Source organism: uncultured Tateyamaria sp., assembly GCF_947503385.1.
In the GTDB taxonomy this organism is placed as follows: domain Bacteria; phylum Pseudomonadota; class Alphaproteobacteria; order Rhodobacterales; family Rhodobacteraceae; genus Tateyamaria.
Genome location: NZ_CANNDO010000002.1, coordinates 839620 through 856896, shown reverse-complemented (window position 1 = coordinate 856896; position 17277 = coordinate 839620). Strand labels below are relative to the sequence as shown.

The following is a 17277-nucleotide window of genomic DNA, read 5'->3' as shown; positions in this document are numbered from 1 at the left end:
TTAACATCATGAACGAGATCATATCCGCACCGCCGCCCGTTGATCCCGAGGCCGAGATCGCACGTCTCGCGCAGCGCCATGAGGCGGCAGGCGGGTTTGGCATACAGCTTTTGAACATCATCGGCGGTCAAATGGATGGCCTGATCGACAGGTTGCCGCGCGAAGTGCGGGACCAATTGGGTCAGGCGACCCATGCAGCATTGGTGCAGGCGTTGGCCGTCGCCAGCCAGTCACGGCGCGTTGTGCCGGACCAGTCGCCGTGGATGAACCGGGCCGTCACGTCGGCCATGGGGGCTGCGGGCGGATTTGGCGGTCTGCCGACGGCGCTGGCGGAATTGCCTCTGACGACGGCGATGCTGTTGCGCGTGATCGAAGGCGTGGCGGTGCAGCATGGGTTTGACCCGGCTGCCGATTCCGTCAGGTTCGACTGTGTGCAGGTGTTTTCCGCCGCGGGACCACTGGCGCATGACGATGGGGCCGACCTTGGATTTATGGGGGCGCGCATGGCGCTGTCTGGTGCGGCGATGCAGGCCCTCGTGACCCGAGTTGCGCCACGACTGGCCGCCGCGATGGGACAGAAGCTGGCGGCACAGACCGTGCCAGTTCTGGGAGCCGCCGCGGGTGCGGCCACGAACTATGCGTATGTGAATTACTACACCGACATCGCGCATGTGCATTTCGGCTTGCGCCGTCTCGCGGTAGAGGCGGACATTCCGCATGACGTGGCGGTCGCACGGCTTAAACTGGCGCTGTCTGTGCCCCGGAAATCGCCGTAGGCGCCACCGAAGACGCCTTGAGTATGGCAAAGCACTCGTCCCCTTCGCTGAGATCCAGATACGCCAGCGCCCGCGCGGTGATGCGTGCCAGCAGTGGGTCGTCACCTGCCATCAGCCGCAGGGCCACACCGGGTCCATCGCCCTTGTAGATATGCGAGATGCGTACGGGCAAGATGTTCAACGCGCTCAGCCCGTCGGGGCGGGTGCGTGACAGCATGACGTCCTGCGCCAGAACGCGCAGGCGGATCGTGTCGCCCTGTGCCGCATGAACGCCCATCAGGTGAACATCCCCGGCAGAGGTCGTCAGACGGGTAAGCCCGTCCGCCGCCCGCTCGGTCACTGTGGCGGGCAGAATCGCGCCCGCCTCGCGCACGCCGAACAGCGGGACAAGTTCAGGATCGGCCAGCACGTCAAAAACCGGGCCATCCGCACGGATGCGCCCGCCGTCCAGCACCACAATCCGGTCAGCGAGGCGCGCCACCTCGTCAAGTGCGTGGCTGACATACAGGATGGGCACCGCGCTTTCGGCTTTGAGCCGTTCGAGATACGGCAGGATTTCTGCCTTGCGCGGGGCGTCGAGCGCCGCCAGCGGTTCGTCCATGAGCAAAAGCTGCGGCGCGCTGAGCAGGGCCCGGCCCAGAGCGACCCGCTGTTTCTGACCGCCTGACAAGGTGGCGGGGCGGCGGCCCAGCAGGTCGCCCAGTCCCAGCAGCGCCACGATCTGGTCGCGGTTCTTTGCCCGCGCGCCAAAGCGCGCCGCATAGTCGAGATTCTCCGCGACACTCAGATGCGGAAAAAGCCGCGCGTCCTGAAACACATAGCCAATGCGTCGCTTGTTTGGGGGCAGGTGGGTTGTGCCGCTGTCAAAGAGTGTCTGGCCCAGTGCGATGTCGGCATGATCGGGCCGCAACAGGCCCGCAACAGCGTTGACGACCGTTGTCTTGCCCGCACCGGAACGACCAAAAAGGGCGGTAACGCCCGGTCCCGCCGTAAATGCGACGTCGAGGCCAAAGCCATCAAAGGCGTGGCGGAGAGCGACGCGCAAGCTCACGGCTGGCCCGCAATCCGCGCCGCAACCCGCCGCGCCAACCATTCCGACAGCGCCACAGCCCCCAGCGCCAGCACGCAGGCCCACAGAACAAGTGTCGCCGCAGCGCCTTCGCCACCGGGCACTTGCAGCAGCGCGTAGATGGCAGAGGGCAGGGTTTGGGTCTGGCCGGGAATATTTGCCACAAAGGTGATGGTTGCGCCAAATTCGCCAATGGCCTTGGCAAATCCCATGACGGCCCCCGCAAGGATACCGGGCAGGATCAGGGGCAAGGTGACAGTGCGAAACACGGCCCAGCTTGGCGCGCCAAGGGTGCGCGCAGCGGCTTCGAGTTTGGGATCGACCGCCTCAATGGCGAGGCGGATGGCACGCACCATAAGGGGAAAGGCCATGACAAGGGCGGCCAACGCGGCCCCCGTCCAGCGAAAGGCCAGCACTAGGCCAAATGTATTTTCAAGGAACTGGCCCACGGGACCGGTGCGCCCAAAGGTGAGCAACAGGAGATAGCCGGTCACGACGGGCGGTAACACGAGGGGGAGGTGGACAAGCGCATTCAGCAGCCCCTTGCCCCGGAACTGACCACGGGCCAGCAGCCACGCAATCCACGTGGCCAGCGGCACCCCCAGCAACGTCGCGGTGACACCCACCAGTAGCGACAAGCGCAGCGCGTCCCACCCTGCGGCGTCCATCATCATGGCAGGCTCTTGAACCCGGCGGTGGCAAATCTGTCGCGCTGCGCCATGAGGTGATCAATGAAGGCCGCCCCTTGGGACGTGACGGCGGCTGCCGGATACAGGATCGGCGGATGCATGTCGGGGGGCACGGAATACAGCACTTCAACGGTCCCGTCGGCCTGCGCATCACTGGCATAGACCAGACCCAGCGGGGCTTCGCCCCGTGACACCAGCGCGAGGGCGGCGCGCACATTCTCGGTTTCCGCCAAACGGGGGCGCAAATCTTCCCATGCGCTGATGCTGCGCAGCCATGCGGCACCGTATACTCCAGCAGGCACCGCCTGATGATGCCCCATGGCCAATCTGCCGTCGCCCAGCCGCGCGCGTAGATTTTCCATGTCGACAGAGGGAAACTGTGTCGCCCCGGGCGGCCCGATCAGAACAAGCTGGTTGGAGGTGACATTGACCGGCGCGCCAACGAGATGACCGCGATCCGCCAGCCACTCCATCCATTCGGGACTGGCCAGCATCACCACATCTGCCGGAGCGCCAAGACTGATCTGGCGGGCGATGGTGCCTGATCCGGCATAGCTGAGGGTGGCCGCGCCGGGCCATGCCGCCGCGACCTCATCCAAAGGACCCTGAAGGCTGGCGGCGGCAAAAATGGTGATCGGGTCCGCCGTGGCCTGAAGCGGGCCGAGCAGCAGCGATACGGCCATCGTCAAGCCTTTGATCCAGCGGGCAGTTTTCATGGGCCAAACTTATGGTCATTGCGCGCGCAGTCTCAAGCAACATCGTGGTAACGCGCTTGCGCTAGCCTGTCACAAACGCATCATCTTGTGGAGCTAGAACATTAATAACACAAGGATTCTGGATATTGCGGGCAAAATCGCCTATGTTGTGGATAAAAGCAGGATTTGAAATTGACGGCCCCGATGATCAAGCAGTTGCCATTGTCGTTTGGCAAGGGACACAAAAGCGACGTCCGCACCCAGTTTGCGGCGCTGTGCTACCGCGTCAAAAATGACAAAGTGCAGGTGCTTTTGGTGACGTCTCGCGGGACAGGCCGCTGGATCGTGCCCAAAGGGTGGCCGATCAACAACATGACCCCTTACGAGAGTGCAGCACAGGAAGCGTGGGAAGAAGCGGGCGTGGTCGGACGCCCCGATCCGAGGCCATTGGGGCTGTTCTCCTACACCAAGATCACAGATGACGATACGGATTTGCCCTGTGTGGCAATGGTTTATGCCGTGCGCGTGATTTCGCTAGAGGCGGATTTTCCCGAAGCCGGGCAGCGCAAGCGCAAATGGGTCAGCCGCAAAAAGGCGGCGGCCATGGTGGGTGAGCCGGAACTGGCGCGTATCCTGCGCGACTTTGACCCGCGCCACTGGCGTTGATCCGGGACGATGTGTCGGATTGCCATTTGCGTGTCTCTGCCTATCTTCGGCACACGATGATCAAATATGCGTTGAAATGTGATGACGGCCATGGGTTCGAGAGCTGGTTTGCCAGCGCCCAAGCCTATGACAGCTTGCATGGTGCGGGACACGTGACCTGCGCGGTGTGCGGATCGCCCCGCATTGCCAAAGCGTTGATGGCACCGCGGGTAAAGACCGTGCGGGACGCCGACGCACCGGCGGAACCGCCCGCCGAGGATACATCCGCGGCGCTGGCCAAGCTGCGCGCGAATATCGAAGCCAATGCAACCTACGTGGGCGGCGACTTTGCCAAAGAAGCGCGGGCCCAGCATTTGGGTGACGTGCCCGATCGCCCCATTTTTGGCGAGGCCAAACCCGAAGAGGCGAAATCCTTGATCGAAGACGGGGTGCCTGTGGCGCCGCTGCCATTCATTCCCACACGGAAAGCGAACTGACGTCATGCACATCGTTATCACGGGCGCGACCCGCGGCATTGGCGCGGGCCTTGCCGACTATTATCGCAACGCGGGCCATGTTGTGACCGGCACTGGCCGGTCAGCAGGGGCGCAAATGACGCTGGATGTCACGCAGCCCGCTGATCACACCGCCATGGCCAAGGCGTTGGAAGGACGCGCGGTGGATTTGCTGGTGTGCAATGCAGGCGTTTATCTGGACAAGGGCGAGGCATTGGACACAGGCTATGCGCCCGATTTGTGGTCCCAGACCTTTGCCGCCAACGTCACAGGCGTGTTTTTGACAGTGCAAAGTCTGTTGCCCAATCTGGCGCTGAGCGCCGCGCCCAAAGTGGCCATCATCTCGTCCCAGATGGGGTCGAGCACACGGGCCAGCGGCACATCGCTGATCTACCGCGTATCAAAGGCAGCGGCGCTGAACCTTGGCCTCAATCTGGCCAGCGCCTTGCGGCCAGAGGGCATCGCGGTGGGCGTTTATCATCCCGGTTGGGTGCGGACGGATATGGGCGGGGCCGAAGCCGATATTTCCGTGGATCAGGCGGTGACGGGGCTGGTGGAGCGGTTTGCCGCCCTCGGCCCGGACAGTACGGGATGTTTTGAGACATGGGACGGGTGCGCGCACCCGCTTTAGGCCTCTTTGTCGCGTGGCGTTTGTCGAATTGACGCGCTGAAGCGCGACACGATTCTATGTCAGAGGCGTCTTTTCAGACGCCCCTGACCGCTATGCCTCCGGCGGGGATTTTTCGGGGACAGAGACGGGGCGGACTTTGGTTGTCTTGCGTTCATGCAGGCGTGGCGGTAGAGGCGGGCGGAAAGATGTTTCGGGGCTTTGATCCATGCCTGTTCTTGTCATGAAATTCGGCGGCACGTCCGTTGCCACACTCGACCGCATCCGCCGCGCCGCCAAGCGCGTGGGTGTCGAAGTGGCCAAGGGACATGATGTGATTGTCATCGTGTCGGCCATGTCGGGCAAGACGAATGAACTGGTCGGTTGGGTTGGTGAGACATCGCCCCTGTACGATGCGCGGGAATATGATGCTGTTGTGTCGTCGGGCGAGAACGTGACCGCTGGCCTGATGGCGCTGACTTTGCAGGAAATGGACGTGCCTGCGCGCAGTTGGCAAGGCTGGCAGGTGCCGCTCAGGACGACCTCGGCCCATTCGGCAGCGCGGATCGAAGAAATCCCGACCGACAATATCAGTGCCAAGTTTGCCGAAGGCATGAAGGTTGCAGTGGTCGCAGGCTTTCAGGGGGTGAGCGCGGAAGGACGGATCACCACGCTTGGGCGTGGGGGCAGCGACACAACGGCTGTAGCCTTTGCCGCGGCCTTTGAGGCGGAACGGTGCGACATCTACACGGATGTGGACGGGGTCTATACCACTGATCCGCGGGTCAGCCCCAAGGCGCGCAAGCTGGACCGGATCGCCTTTGAAGAGATGCTGGAACTGGCGTCGCTGGGTGCCAAGGTGTTGCAGACGCGCTCGGTCGAATTGGCCATGCGCTATTCGGTGCGCCTGCGGGTGCTGTCGAGTTTTGAGGAACAATCGGATGATGCGGGCACGCTGGTGTGCGCCGAGGAGGATATCGTGGAAAGCAATGTGGTTGCCGGTGTCGCCTATAGTCGGGATGAGGCGAAGATGACGCTTGTCAGTGTGGCCGACCGTCCCGGGATCGCGGCCACAATCTTTAGCGCGCTCAGCGATGCGGGTGTGAATGTCGACATGATCGTGCAGAATATCTCGGAAGAGGGGCGAACGGATATGACCTTCTCGTGCCCGACCGATCAGGTGGCGCGGGCCGAGGCAGCGATGGCGGAGGCCAATGGCAACATCATCAATTTTGCCGAATTGATCGCCGACACCGACGTGGCCAAGGTCAGCGTCGTGGGCATCGGGATGCGCAGCCACACTGGCGTCGCGGCCAAGATGTTCCAATGTCTGAGCAATGAGGGCATCAACATCAAGGTGATCACGACCTCTGAGATCAAGATCAGCGTGCTGATTGACCGCAAATACATGGAGCTTGCCGTACAGGCGTTGCATGATGCGTTTGAGCTCGACAAAGCGGCCTGAGAGGTAGCTGAAAAACGCTATACCCGAGTGGTTGAACCTGTCTGGGCCATGGATGTGTCGCTTTGCTGTGGCAGTTCGACATGGCTTTGGCGGTTGCGAGCGCGGCAGGGAAGAGCATCGGCAAGGGAACGGGCGGCCAACAGCGGTTCTTTCGCGCATACAAACCCTGCCATCCTGAAAAGGTAAGCTGCGGCGGTCCGCGCAAGTGCATTGCGAGCGCGGCGGCAGGTGGTGTTGTATTGTGCCAGTTATCCGGTGAGCGTGTCGGTTTCCTTGTGCCACGCTGAGGCGAATCCTTGGCAACCCTTCCAGTGCCACACACAACGCAGGCAAAGCAAAGGTGTCGAGGAGACGTTGGGCCAAGCGGTCGGCGCAATATGCGATGTTTCTGGAAGACGCGCCCAACTTGGCCAAGGTCACCGTGCCTGATTGGGACATACTCGGGCGTCCCTGATCATTTCAGGAAATCCTTGAAGCAACCGCCGTCAAACACACTATGCAACAGAGATGTTGACGCCCAGCATCGCGTTTGAAGCAGGGTGGTTGATCCGCTGGGCTGTCATGGCACAAATTTGGGTCGCGAACTTTGGCGGCTGTTCCCAGATATGGGCGAGAATAGGCCGACCGAAGTGATTGATCTGCCAGTTCTGGCCAAAACCGGCCTCAAATTCCACGTGCTGACCATGGACGTTGAGCGCCTGCCGTTCAACCGACTGTAACTTAACCGCCGGTTGCGAAAAATCGGCGTTCAAAATCCGTGCGCGCTGTGGTCTAAGCAGACGACAGCGGCGCGCGAAGGACGGATTTGCCATGGCAGAAAGCGTGGAGACCGAAAGCCGCAAGCTCTTGGGGCGCTTGCGGGATACGATGGCCGGGGATGACCCGGGCCAAGCGCGTCTGGACAAGATCACGCATCTGATCGCCGACAGCATCGGGTCCGAGGTTTGTTCGATCTACCTTTTCCGGGACGAAGAAACGCTGGAACTGTGTGCGACCGAAGGGCTGAACCCCGACGCGGTGCACCAGACGCGGATGCGTTTGGGTGAGGGGCTGGTGGGCCGCGTGGCGCGGCGGCGGCAGGTCGTGAACACGGCGGATGCGCCCAATGCACGCGGGTTCCGGTTTATGCCCGAAACCGGCGAAGAGGTGTTTTCCAGCTTTCTTGGCGTCCCGATCCAGCGACTGGGCGAAAGCATGGGCGTGCTTGTGGTCCAATCCAAACAGGCGCGCGAGTTTTCCGCTGACGAAGTCTATGCGCTTGAAGTTGTGGCGATGGTTCTGGCTGAAATGACGGAACTGGGCGCTTTTGTGGGCGAAGGGGCTGCCATGGGCGCGCGCCACAGCCAGCCCGCGATGCTGCGCGGGACGGTCGCGCAGGAAGGCGTGGCCGAAGGCCATATATGGCTGCACGAACCGCGCGTCGTGGTCACCAACCCCATCGCCGACGACCCGCATCGCGAGTTGGAGCGGTTGAAGGAAGGCGTCGAGGAACTGCGCGTGGGCGTCGACAAGATGCTCAGCCTTGCGGCGGACAAAGAACAGCTTCAGGTGCTCGAGGCGTACCGGATGTTTGCCAATTCCAAGGGCTGGATGCGGCGGATGGAAGAGGACATCAGTCGCGGGCTGAGCGCCGAAGCCGCTGTGGAAAAAGAACAATCGCTGGCCCGCACACGGATCGGGCAGGCAACCGACAGCTACCTGCGCGAACGACTGAGCGATCTGGACGATCTGTCCAACCGATTGCTGCGCATCCTGACCGGGCAGGGCAGTGACACCGGGGCCGAACTGCCGCCCGATCCCATTTTGGTGGCCCGGAACATCGGGCCGGCGGAGTTGCTCGACTATGGGCGCGGTCTCAAGGGGATTATCCTCGAAGCTGGGTCTGTGGGCAGTCATGCGGCAATCGTGGCGCGTGCACTGGCCATTCCGCTGATCGTGCACACAGAGCGCGCCACGCTGGAGGCGCTGAACGGTGATCACGTATTGGTCGACGGGGAACAGGGCATTGTACACCTGCGCCCGGACGACACTGTTGTCACGGCATTCCGCGACAAGATGGCGATGCAGGCCGCCGCCGCAGAGCGCTATGCGTCGATCCGGGACAAGCCGGCCGAAACGTTATGCGGCAGTTTGATCAAATTGCACATGAACGCTGGTCTGATGGCAGATTTGCCGTCGCTGGACGGCTCCGGTGCCGAAGGCGTGGGCCTGTTTCGGACGGAATTGCAGTTTTTGGTGCGCAACCAGATGCCCCGGCGGTCAGAGTTGAGCGCGCTTTATTCCCGTGTGCTGGATGCAGCGGGCGGCAAAAAGGTCGTATTTCGCACGCTCGACATCGGGTCGGACAAGGTGCTGCCCTACATGAAACCCAATGACGAGCCGAACCCGGCGCTGGGGTGGCGCGCGATCCGCGTTGGTCTCGACAAACCGGGCGTGATGCGGATGCAGTTGCAGGCGCTGATCCGCGCGGCGAATGGGCGCCCGCTCACCGTGATGTTCCCCTTTGTAGCGCAATACGAGGAATACACCCGCGCGCGGGCCGAGATCGACAAGGCAATGGACCGCGAGCGCAAGCTGGGCCACGTCCTGCCCGAAAGCATTGAGGTCGGCGCGATGCTGGAAACGCCCAGCCTCGCCTTTGCGCCCCACAAATTCTTTGAAGAGGTCGGGTTTCTGTCCATTGGGGGCAATGACCTGAAACAGTTTTTCTTTGCCGCAGACCGCGAGAATGAGCGGGTGCGGCGGCGCTACGACACTCTGAACGTGTCGTTCCTGAGTTTTATCGAACGGATCGTCGAGCGGTGCGAAGTCTCAGGTACGCCATTGAGCTTCTGTGGTGAGGATGCAGGCCGCCCGGTCGAAGCGCTGTGTTTTGCCGCCATTGGGTTGCGCAATCTTTCGATGCGACCGGCGTCCATCGGGCCGGTGAAATCGCTGCTCAGGCGGTCAAACCTCGACGATGTGCGCAAGGTGATCACGGATGCACGGCATCGCGGCGACATGAACGTGCGCCCGGCGATTATGGAATACCTGCGCGGACAGGGGAAATCCTAACGTTTTATGAAGGGCTTACGGTGTAAGGCTGAGGCACGACGCTGAGAACGCGTTTGTGTGCCACGATCGGCAGTTTTCTGGCTCAGCGATACGAGAGACCCGTAGAACGCAGTGGAAAATTGCCTGATTCATCCACATTTGGGTGTCGCTGTTGTGGATAATTATTATCAACGAATATTCTATGTTTGCGACACATTATAATTTTACAACCTTCTTGGCTAAAAGATCCCACAGTATCGAAGATTTTTTGATTTTTATCCACCTGCGTGGCTTTCATCCCCAATCGTCCAGTCTCCCGATCCACAGGCCAGAAAAAACCGCGCCACAGGGGCGCGGTTTTTCGATGTTGCGGTTGGCTCGCGGGATCAGCGCAGGCGTGCTTCGCTTTCTGCGTCAAAGAACATCGCGCGCGTTTCATCAAAGGACACGGTGACTTCGGTGCCTTCTTCCATCGCCAGATCGCCCTTGGTCTCTACGATCAGCCGTTCGCCCGTGGGGGCGGTGAGGTAGTCGTATGCGACGCCGCCCAACCGTTCGCGGATGTCGAGGCTTAGCGCGGATGGTTCGGCGGTCAGGTCCATGTCCTGCGGGCGGATGCCGACGGTGACGTCGCTGCCCGGTTCGGGCAAAGCGACGGTTGTTGGAATGACCCGGTCCGCAAGCGCGGGCACCTTTACGCCACCTGCCTCTGCCACGCCGCGCAAGAAGTTCATGGCGGGAGAGCCGATGAACCCGGCGACGAACTTGTTGTCGGGGTCTTTGTAGAGGTCCATAGGGCTTCCGACCTGCTCAATATAGCCAGCGCGCAGCACGACGATCTTGTCGGCCAGCGTCATCGCCTCGACCTGATCATGGGTCACGTAGATCATCGTGGTCCCAAGTTCTTTGTGCAGGCGGGCAATCTCGACCCGCATGTCCACGCGCAATTCGGCATCGAGGTTCGACAACGGCTCGTCAAACAGGAACACCTCTGGCCCGCGTACAATGGACCGACCAATGGCCACGCGCTGGCGCTGACCGCCCGACAGGGCCGCAGGTTTGCGCGACAGATAGTCGTCGAGCTTGAGGATTTTGGAGGCACCGTCGACCTTACGCTTGATCTCGGCCTTGTCGACGCCGTTCATCTTGAGGCCAAAGCCCATGTTCTCCTCGACCGTCATATGCGGATAAAGCGCGTAGGTCTGGAACACCATCGCCACGCCGCGCGCCGCCGGGTCCATGTGGGTCACGTCACGCGCGCCGATATGGATCTGACCGTCGGACGTTTCCTCCAGCCCGGCGATCATCCGCAAGAGCGTGGACTTGCCACAGCCCGACGGGCCGACAAACACGCAGAACTCGCCATCTTCGATGGTCAGGTCGACGCCGTGGATGACCTGGGTCGCGCCGTAGCGCTTGATCGCCTTGTTGAGTGTCACGCCGGTCATGGTGTCTCCCCCTCATGCTATTGGCTTGGGAACTGCCAGTTGGCAGCGGCCGCGGCGATGTCCTGCGCCGTGGATTTCAGGTGCGGCGCAAGGGCAGACAAATCGTCCAGCGACTTGCGCGAAATGGATGTTGTGACGCTGAGCGCGCCAATCGCGCGTCCTGCGCCCGACAGGATCGGGGCGGCGACGCAGATGATGCCCGGTTCATGTTCTTCGCGGTCGAACGCCACACCTTCGGCGCGGATTTCGGCCAATTCGGATTTGAGCGATTCGGCATCCGTATGCGTGTGCGCGGTATGTGCGAACCACGCCTGCTGGGCCAGTGCCGTGTCCAGCGTGTCGGCCGGCAGATAGGCAAGCATCGCCTTGCCCACGCCGGTGCAATAACCCGGACCGACCTTGCCTGCTTGGGAAAACATCTCAATCGGTTCGGTTGCGTTGCGCTTGTCGACATAAAGGACCTGCCCCCCGTCAAGCTGCGCCAGATGCACGGTTTCGCCCACGGTCTGGCTGAGCGAATCGATATAGGGCCGGGCGATGGGCGCCAGCGAGCTTTGCCGCCATGCCGCGTGGGCAAGGCTCACAAGGCGTAGCCCGGGCGCATAGGTTTGCCGGTCCACATCATAGCGCAACATGCCCAGATGGGTGAGGTTTTGCACCAGCCGGTACAAAGTTGCCTTGGGATGCGGGGACAGCGCGAGCAGTTCGGAAAAGCGTACCGGGCGCTCTTGTCCTGCAACAAGATCGAGCACATCCAATGCCTTACCAATCGTTCCCTCGCCGGTGCGGGGGGCGGCGCTGTTCATCGTTTCTCCTCCCTCCGGGGTCTGTCTGATTACCTCCCTGAGGAAGGATAAATCTGTTGACCTTGGCCCCGCGTGGCCCCTACAGTTCCAATAGTTGGAATTCGGTTTCACTATGTGGAACATCCACAAAGCGGGAACCGAAGTCAAAAGAAATCTGACTTTTCGTGGTTGGCGGGATGAGACACGCTCCGGCCACGGAACCATAAGGAACCAACGGGAGGAAACCATGTTCCTGAACTTTAAAACCGCTGTGGCGGCTATTGCGCTTTCGGCTGTCGCCGGAACGGCATTTGCGCGCGACCTCGTCATCAACTTCGATGACCTCAACCCTGGCCCCAAGAAGGGCTTTGAAGACGCTGTTGAGCTGTTCAAGTCGGAAAACCCCGACATCAACGTGATCGTCAACATCAACGACCGCGAAGCGCACAAGACCGCGATCCGCAACTTTTTGACCGCTGACGCGCCTGACGTGACCAGCTGGTACCCCGGCAACCGCATGGCACCCTTCGTCGATGCGGGCCTGTTCCAGCCTGTGGACGATGTGTGGGAAGCGAACGGATTCGACGAAGATCTGGCCGCGATCAAGGCGACCATGTCCCGCGACGGCAAGATCTGGGGCGTGCCCTATTCCTACTACCAGTGGGGTATCTACTACCGCAAAGACATCTTTGACCTGCTGGAACTGGAAGAGTTCGCCACGTGGGACGACATGCTGGCCGGTTGCGCCAAGATGAAAGAAAACGGCGTGACACCGTTCACCATCGGCACCAAGTTCCTTTGGACCGCAGCCGGTGTGTTCGACTACATCAACCTGCGCACCAACGGCTATGACGTGCACAACGCGCTGACCGCCGGCGAGATCAAGTACACCGATCCACGCATCAAGGCGACCTTCCAGAACTGGGAAACGCTGATCAACGAATGCGGTTTTGTGGACAACCACGCCTCGATGTCTTGGCAGGACGCCATTGCGCCCTTCGCCAACGGTGACGCGGCGATGTACGTGATGGGCAACTTCTCGGTCGATGGCTACAAGAACGCGGGTCTCACCGAAGACCAGATCGACTTCATGCCGTTCCCCGTGATCGACGCATCGATCCCGCCTGCCGAAGAAGCGCCAGCAGACGCGTTCTTTATCCCGGCAAACGCCAAGAACGTCGAAGACGCCAAGAAATTCCTGGCCTTCGTTGCGCGCCCTGATGTGCAGACACAGTGGAACAAGACCATTGGCCAGCTGCCCATCAACTCCAAGGCTGACATCTCGGATGACAAGTTCATCCAAGAAGGCTTTGCCCTGCTGAACGCGGCCACCGGTCTCGCGCAGTTCTATGACCGTGACGCACCGGCCGCGATGGCCAAGGCGGGCATGGAAGGGTTCCAGGAGTTCATGCTGGACACGTCCAAAATGGACGCGGTTCTTGAGCGCCTCGATACCGTTCAGGAAGAAGTCTACAACTAAGACCTCTCACGCAGGATGGGCAGCCTTGCCCGTCCTGCACCTTTTCCGACCATTGCCTTTTGCAAGCACGTTTGCGCGTTTTTTCAAAAGGTTATGACCGCCCAACGTGGCGCTGACCGATTCCAGCGAGGAGGCGTATCCAAATGGCTGACGCAACACTGCACGAGGCGCGATCCGACGCAGATCCGGGCTGGTTCGCACGTAACAAACTGGCAATTGCGCCATGGATTTTCCTGATCCCCGCGCTGTTCTTTTTTGCGATCTACGTGGTCATCCCGATCTTTGAATCGCTGTGGCTGAGCCTTTACGAATGGAACGGCCTTTATGACGCGGACGGCAATTCCACCGCTGTCTGGGTCGGGTTCGAAAACTACACCAAGCTGTGGGATGACCCGAATTTCTGGACCTCGCTGCGCAACAACATTGCTTGGCTGATCCTCTATATGCTGGCCGTGCCGCTGGGCCTGTTCATCGCACTTTTCCTGAACCAGACGGTCACGGGGATGCGGTTCTACAAGTCTATGTTCTTCTTCCCCTTTGTCATCTCGCAGGTTGTTGTTGGCCTGATCTTTGGCTGGTTCTACAACCCGGATTTCGGGGTGGTGGGCACAGTGTGGAAGGCGCTGTTTTGCGAAGAGACGACCAATATCCTTGGCAACGTGACCTTCAATTGTTCACGCCCCGCGCCCGACATCCTGTCGAGCCCTGAGTGGGCGACCTACGGCATCATCGCCGCGGGTCTTTGGCCGCAGATCGCCTATTGCATGATCCTGTACCTCACCGGTCTCAACAACGTGGCTGCAGACCAGATTGAGGCGGCGCGCCTTGACGGGGCCAAGGGTTGGAAGATGCTGTGGTACGTGGTTGTCCCACAACTGAAACCTGCGACCTTCATTGCGGTGGTGGTGACCGTCATCGGCGCTTTGCGCAGCTTTGACATGATCGCGATTATGACCCAAGGGGGGCCGTTCGGCTCCACCAATGTGCTGTCGCATTACATGTACGAGGTGGCGATTTCCGAATATGGCGAACGCTATGGCTACGGGTCTGCCGTGGCGACGGTCCTGTTCGGCATCATGCTGTTTTTCATCAGCTATTTCCTGTGGCGCATGTACCAAGACGAGAAGGGGGGGCGCTGAGATGTTTCCGAAACCCATCGAAAAATCCGGCCCCGTCGCACGGACGGCCTATCAGGCCTTCTTGCCCGTCGCGCTGATCCTGTGGCTGCTGCCGTTGCTCGCGATCCTGCTGACCTCGATCCGGTCGGCCAAGGACATCAACTCGGGCAACGTGTTCGGCTGGCCGTCAGAATTTGCGATCATCGAGAACTATACGGCGGTCTTTACCCAGTCGGCTGCGGCGCAGTACATGTGGAACTCCGTCCTGATCACCGTGCCCACGGTGATGATCTCGGTGGCGCTGGCCTGCCTCGCGGGCTACGCGCTGGCGATCTACAAGTTCCGGGTCGCATTGCCGCTGTTTTTCCTGTTTGTGGCGGGCAACTTTATCCCGTTCCAGATCCTCATGGTGCCGGTCCGCGACATGTCCGTCCAGACCGGCCTCTATGACACGATTGCGGGGCAATTCCTGTTCCATGCGGCCTTCCAGACCGGGTTCTGCACATTGTTTATGCGCAACTTTATCAAGGCACTGCCCTTTGACCTGATCGAATCCGCCCGGATCGAGGGCATCGCGGAGTGGAAGATCTTCTGGTATGTGGTGCTGCCGCTCGTGCGGCCCGCGATTGCGGCGTTGGCTGTGCTGATCTTTACCTTTGTGTGGAACGACTTTTTCTGGGCCAACGTGTTGACCCAAGGCGAAAGTGCCAAGCCGATTACGGCGGGTGTGCGCGCGCTGAACGGGCAGTTTGTGAACAACTGGCATCTGGTGTCGGCGGCGTCGCTGCTGGCCGCGATCCCGCCTGTTGCCTGCTTTTTCCTGATGCAGCGCCACTTTATCGCGGGGCTCACACTGGGGGCCGTAAAGTGATACGATGCTGGCGGCTCGATGACGGGCGTCAGACACTTGTTCTCGGCTCTATGCGGGGCCGGTTGGCAGAGGTGGTCTATTGGGGGCCGCGTCTACCGGATGAAGAAGATCTGACGACACTTTATGAAGCGTACACGCTGGACGTGACCGGCGGGATGCTGGACGCGAATCCAGAGTTGAGCATTTGCCCGGAGGCGACCCGGTCCTTTCCCGGACAACCCGGCCTGATCATCCGGCACGGGGACGGCACGCCGTTCCTGCCCAAGTTCTGTCTGGAACAGGCGGATCTGGGCGACGGCGTTCTTGTGCTCACGTATGTGGATCAGGACCGCGTGCTGCTTTATCGCGCACGCTTCGCGCTTGATCCGGAAACGCACATCATCGAGGCCAGCGCAGAGTTGGAGGCCGAAGAGCCCATGCACCTGCATTGGCTCAGCGCACCGGTGTTTCCGGCGCCCCAACTCAGCGATGAGATGATCGATTTTGCTGGGCGTTGGTGCGGCGAATTTCAGATGAACCGCACGCCGTGGTCCCCCGGCATCCGCTACCGCGAGAACCGCACAGGCCGGACGGGGCACGAACATTTCCCCGGCCTTGTCGTGCCGGTGCGCGGGGCGTCCAACGCCTCGGGCCACACCTATGCCTTCCACTATGGCTGGTCCGGCGGGCACCGCATGGTGGCCGAAGAACTGCCCGACGGTCGCCGCCAAATCCAGTTCGGTCATGCCGCGCGGGTGGAAAGCAGCGCGCAAAAGAAGTTTTCGACCGGCAAGCTCTATGCGGTTTTTTCCGACGATGGCCTGAACGGGTGCGCCGTCGCGTTCCAACGGCATCTGCGCGACCGCGTCGTGGCCTTTCCACGGCCCGACGCACCGCGGCCCGTGCACTACAATTGCTGGGAGGCTGTCTATTTCGACCATAATCTTGATGAGTTGAAGGACATCGCCACCCGCGCCGCCGTCCTCGGGGCCGAACGGTTCGTGCTGGACGATGGCTGGTTCGGCAACCGCGACGACGACACCCAAGCGCTCAGCGATTGGGAGGTCGATCCGCGCAAGTATCCCGATGGGCTGACCCCGCTGATCGACCACGTGAAGGCCCAAGCCATGTCCTTCGGCATCTGGTTCGAGCCCGAGATGATCAACCCAAACTCCGACATTTTCCGCGCCCACCCCGACTGGGCGTTGGGGGGCGAGGATCAGATCATGGGCCGTCAGCAGATGGCGCTGAACATGGCCCTTCCGGCGGTGCAGTCGTTCCTGTTTGAACGGATCAGCGACATCCTCAGCCGTCACGACATTGAATACATCAAGTGGGACCACAACCGCGTGTTGCCCATGCCCGACGCCGCACAAACCCGCGGCTCTTATGCGCTGCTGGACCGGCTGCGCGCCCGTTTTCCGCATGTGGAGATTGAAAGCTGCGCAAGCGGGGGCGGGCGCATTGACTTTGGCATCATGGAACGCTGCCAGCGGGTCTGGCTAAGCGACAGCAACGACGCAACTGAGCGGCTGCGGATGCAGCACAACGCCTCGATCTTTCTGCCGATGGCGGTTACGGGCTCCCATGTGGGGCCGCGCACCTGCCACACCTCGGGCCGCACGCTCGACATCCGGTTTCGGGCATGGGTGGCCGCACAGCGGCATATGGGGTTCGAGATGGACCCACGCGAGCTGACCGAAGACGAGGCGCAGGTGCTGAGCGACGTCACCGGCTGGTGGAAACACAACCGCGCCTGGATGCACGGCGCGGACATCCTGAGGCTGGACAGCGCCGATCCATCCGTCATCGCCGAACAGCACCTCGAACAGGGCGGCGCGCAATTTGTCGTCTTTGCGGGCAAGGAGGCGACCAGTGCCCAGATCGCGCCGCGCCCCTTGCGCCTGACGCGCCTGACACCGGACGCCAAGTACCGGGTCGAGCTGGTGAACCGCGCCGATGCGGGCCATTTGTCGCGCGGAGATATCCCGCTGAAATCCGGCCCGATCGTGGTGAGCGGCGCCTATCTGATGTATCATGGCCTCACACTGCCGTGGAGCTTTCCCGAACGCATGTGGGTCGTCAAAGGCGACCTCGCCTGA

Annotated in this window: 16 protein-coding genes; 10 read left to right on the top strand and 6 right to left on the bottom strand. The window is 61.2% G+C overall.

The features are described 5' to 3' along the window. Window positions 1-8: 8 nt before the first annotated feature. Window positions 9-776: an EcsC family protein gene (locus Q1A85_RS10365; protein WP_299688172.1), complete on the top strand. Its 768-nt coding sequence runs from the start codon at window positions 9-11 to the stop codon at window positions 774-776. On the opposite strand, the gene modC is transcribed toward Q1A85_RS10365, so the two are convergent. Genes modC through modA form a run of 3 tightly spaced genes read right to left on the bottom strand, consistent with a single transcriptional unit; the run spans window position 739 to window position 3250 of the window. Then, a complete protein-coding gene (modC, locus tag Q1A85_RS10360; protein ID WP_299688169.1) occupies window positions 739-1827 on the bottom strand; it encodes a molybdenum ABC transporter ATP-binding protein in 1089 nt (362 codons plus the stop codon). The two genes, Q1A85_RS10365 and modC, sit on opposite strands and share 38 nt — an antisense overlap. Continuing rightward, window positions 1824-2519: a molybdate ABC transporter permease subunit gene (modB, locus tag Q1A85_RS10355; protein ID WP_299688166.1), complete on the bottom strand. Its 696-nt coding sequence runs from the start codon at window positions 2517-2519 to the stop codon at window positions 1824-1826. The genes modC and modB overlap by 4 nt, the downstream gene beginning before the upstream one ends. Beyond that, window positions 2516-3250: a molybdate ABC transporter substrate-binding protein gene (gene modA / locus Q1A85_RS10350; protein WP_299688163.1), complete on the bottom strand. Its 735-nt coding sequence runs from the start codon at window positions 3248-3250 to the stop codon at window positions 2516-2518. The genes modB and modA overlap by 4 nt, the downstream gene beginning before the upstream one ends. 183 nt (window positions 3251-3433) lie before the next feature. Here modA and Q1A85_RS10345 point away from each other — a divergent pair, with 183 nt between their 5' ends. The 4 genes from Q1A85_RS10345 (at window position 3434) to Q1A85_RS10330 (ending at window position 6461) form a co-directional block, all read left to right on the top strand. Continuing rightward, the gene (locus tag Q1A85_RS10345; protein ID WP_299688160.1) at window positions 3434-3895 is read left to right on the top strand and encodes an NUDIX hydrolase; all 462 of its coding nucleotides are present in this window, start codon (window positions 3434-3436) and stop codon (window positions 3893-3895) included. A gap of 56 nt (window positions 3896-3951) precedes the next feature. Next, window positions 3952-4371, top strand: coding sequence for a DUF1178 family protein (locus tag Q1A85_RS10340; RefSeq protein WP_299688157.1), 420 nt, complete (start codon window positions 3952-3954; stop codon window positions 4369-4371). 4 nt (window positions 4372-4375) lie between these two features. After that, window positions 4376-5020 carry an SDR family NAD(P)-dependent oxidoreductase gene (locus tag Q1A85_RS10335; protein ID WP_299688154.1) on the top strand — a complete coding sequence of 215 codons (645 nt, stop codon included), beginning with the start codon at window positions 4376-4378 and terminating at the stop codon, window positions 5018-5020. 205 nt (window positions 5021-5225) lie between these two features. Continuing rightward, complete coding sequence (locus tag Q1A85_RS10330) at window positions 5226-6461, top strand: aspartate kinase (RefSeq protein ID WP_299688151.1); 1236 nt, start codon at window positions 5226-5228, stop codon at window positions 6459-6461. Between the two features lie 494 nt (window positions 6462-6955). On the opposite strand, the gene Q1A85_RS10325 is transcribed toward Q1A85_RS10330, so the two are convergent. Continuing rightward, window positions 6956-7213: a hypothetical protein gene (locus Q1A85_RS10325; RefSeq protein WP_299688148.1), complete on the bottom strand. Its 258-nt coding sequence runs from the start codon at window positions 7211-7213 to the stop codon at window positions 6956-6958. A gap of 58 nt (window positions 7214-7271) precedes the next feature. On the opposite strand from Q1A85_RS10325, the gene ptsP reads away from it, so the two are divergent. Beyond that, window positions 7272-9515 carry a phosphoenolpyruvate--protein phosphotransferase gene (ptsP, locus tag Q1A85_RS10320; protein ID WP_299688144.1) on the top strand — a complete coding sequence of 748 codons (2244 nt, stop codon included), beginning with the start codon at window positions 7272-7274 and terminating at the stop codon, window positions 9513-9515. Window positions 9516-9880: 365 nt separating this feature from the next. On the opposite strand, the gene ugpC is transcribed toward ptsP, so the two are convergent. Together ugpC and Q1A85_RS10310 are read right to left on the bottom strand one after the other, a co-directional pair. Beyond that, entirely contained in the window at window positions 9881-10942 is a 1062-nt protein-coding gene (gene ugpC, locus Q1A85_RS10315; RefSeq protein ID WP_299688142.1) for a sn-glycerol-3-phosphate ABC transporter ATP-binding protein UgpC, read from the bottom strand. Window positions 10943-10959: 17 nt separating this feature from the next. Continuing rightward, entirely contained in the window at window positions 10960-11748 is a 789-nt protein-coding gene (locus tag Q1A85_RS10310) for an IclR family transcriptional regulator (RefSeq protein WP_299688139.1), read from the bottom strand. Between the two features lie 226 nt (window positions 11749-11974). Between Q1A85_RS10310 and Q1A85_RS10305 the strand changes: the two genes are divergently transcribed. The 4 genes from Q1A85_RS10305 (at window position 11975) to Q1A85_RS10290 (ending at window position 17277) form a co-directional block, all read left to right on the top strand. Beyond that, window positions 11975-13207, top strand: coding sequence for an extracellular solute-binding protein (locus Q1A85_RS10305; protein WP_299688136.1), 1233 nt, complete (start codon window positions 11975-11977; stop codon window positions 13205-13207). A 143-nt stretch (window positions 13208-13350) separates the two neighbouring features. Continuing rightward, on the top strand, window positions 13351-14346 hold the full coding sequence (locus Q1A85_RS10300; protein ID WP_299688133.1) for a sugar ABC transporter permease: 996 nt from the start codon (window positions 13351-13353) through the stop codon (window positions 14344-14346). Window position 14347: 1 nt separating this feature from the next. Then, window positions 14348-15196, top strand: a complete 849-nt coding sequence (locus Q1A85_RS10295; protein WP_299688130.1) for a carbohydrate ABC transporter permease — start codon at window positions 14348-14350, stop codon at window positions 15194-15196. After that, window positions 15193-17277 (top strand): alpha-galactosidase, encoded by a 2085-nt coding sequence (locus Q1A85_RS10290; RefSeq protein ID WP_299688127.1) that lies wholly within the window; start codon window positions 15193-15195, stop codon window positions 17275-17277. The genes Q1A85_RS10295 and Q1A85_RS10290 overlap by 4 nt, the downstream gene beginning before the upstream one ends.

What these genes read in the sequence shown, in the direction of transcription:
- modB (WP_299688166.1), bottom strand. Translation starts at nt 2,519, where the DNA reads ATGATGATGGACGCCGCAGGGTGGGACGCGCTGCGCTTGTCGCTACTG.
- ptsP (WP_299688144.1), top strand. Translation starts at nt 7,272, where the DNA reads ATGGCAGAAAGCGTGGAGACCGAAAGCCGCAAGCTCTTGGGGCGCTTG.
- Q1A85_RS10345 (WP_299688160.1), top strand. Translation starts at nt 3,434, where the DNA reads ATGATCAAGCAGTTGCCATTGTCGTTTGGCAAGGGACACAAAAGCGAC.
- Q1A85_RS10340 (WP_299688157.1), top strand. Translation starts at nt 3,952, where the DNA reads ATGATCAAATATGCGTTGAAATGTGATGACGGCCATGGGTTCGAGAGC.
- Q1A85_RS10300 (WP_299688133.1), top strand. Translation starts at nt 13,351, where the DNA reads ATGGCTGACGCAACACTGCACGAGGCGCGATCCGACGCAGATCCGGGC.
- Q1A85_RS10295 (WP_299688130.1), top strand. Translation starts at nt 14,348, where the DNA reads ATGTTTCCGAAACCCATCGAAAAATCCGGCCCCGTCGCACGGACGGCC.
- Q1A85_RS10335 (WP_299688154.1), top strand. Translation starts at nt 4,376, where the DNA reads ATGCACATCGTTATCACGGGCGCGACCCGCGGCATTGGCGCGGGCCTT.
- Q1A85_RS10365 (WP_299688172.1), top strand. Translation starts at nt 9, where the DNA reads ATGAACGAGATCATATCCGCACCGCCGCCCGTTGATCCCGAGGCCGAG.
- Q1A85_RS10330 (WP_299688151.1), top strand. Translation starts at nt 5,226, where the DNA reads ATGCCTGTTCTTGTCATGAAATTCGGCGGCACGTCCGTTGCCACACTC.
- modA (WP_299688163.1), bottom strand. Translation starts at nt 3,250, where the DNA reads ATGAAAACTGCCCGCTGGATCAAAGGCTTGACGATGGCCGTATCGCTG.
- Q1A85_RS10305 (WP_299688136.1), top strand. Translation starts at nt 11,975, where the DNA reads ATGTTCCTGAACTTTAAAACCGCTGTGGCGGCTATTGCGCTTTCGGCT.
- ugpC (WP_299688142.1), bottom strand. Translation starts at nt 10,942, where the DNA reads ATGACCGGCGTGACACTCAACAAGGCGATCAAGCGCTACGGCGCGACC.
- Q1A85_RS10310 (WP_299688139.1), bottom strand. Translation starts at nt 11,748, where the DNA reads ATGAACAGCGCCGCCCCCCGCACCGGCGAGGGAACGATTGGTAAGGCA.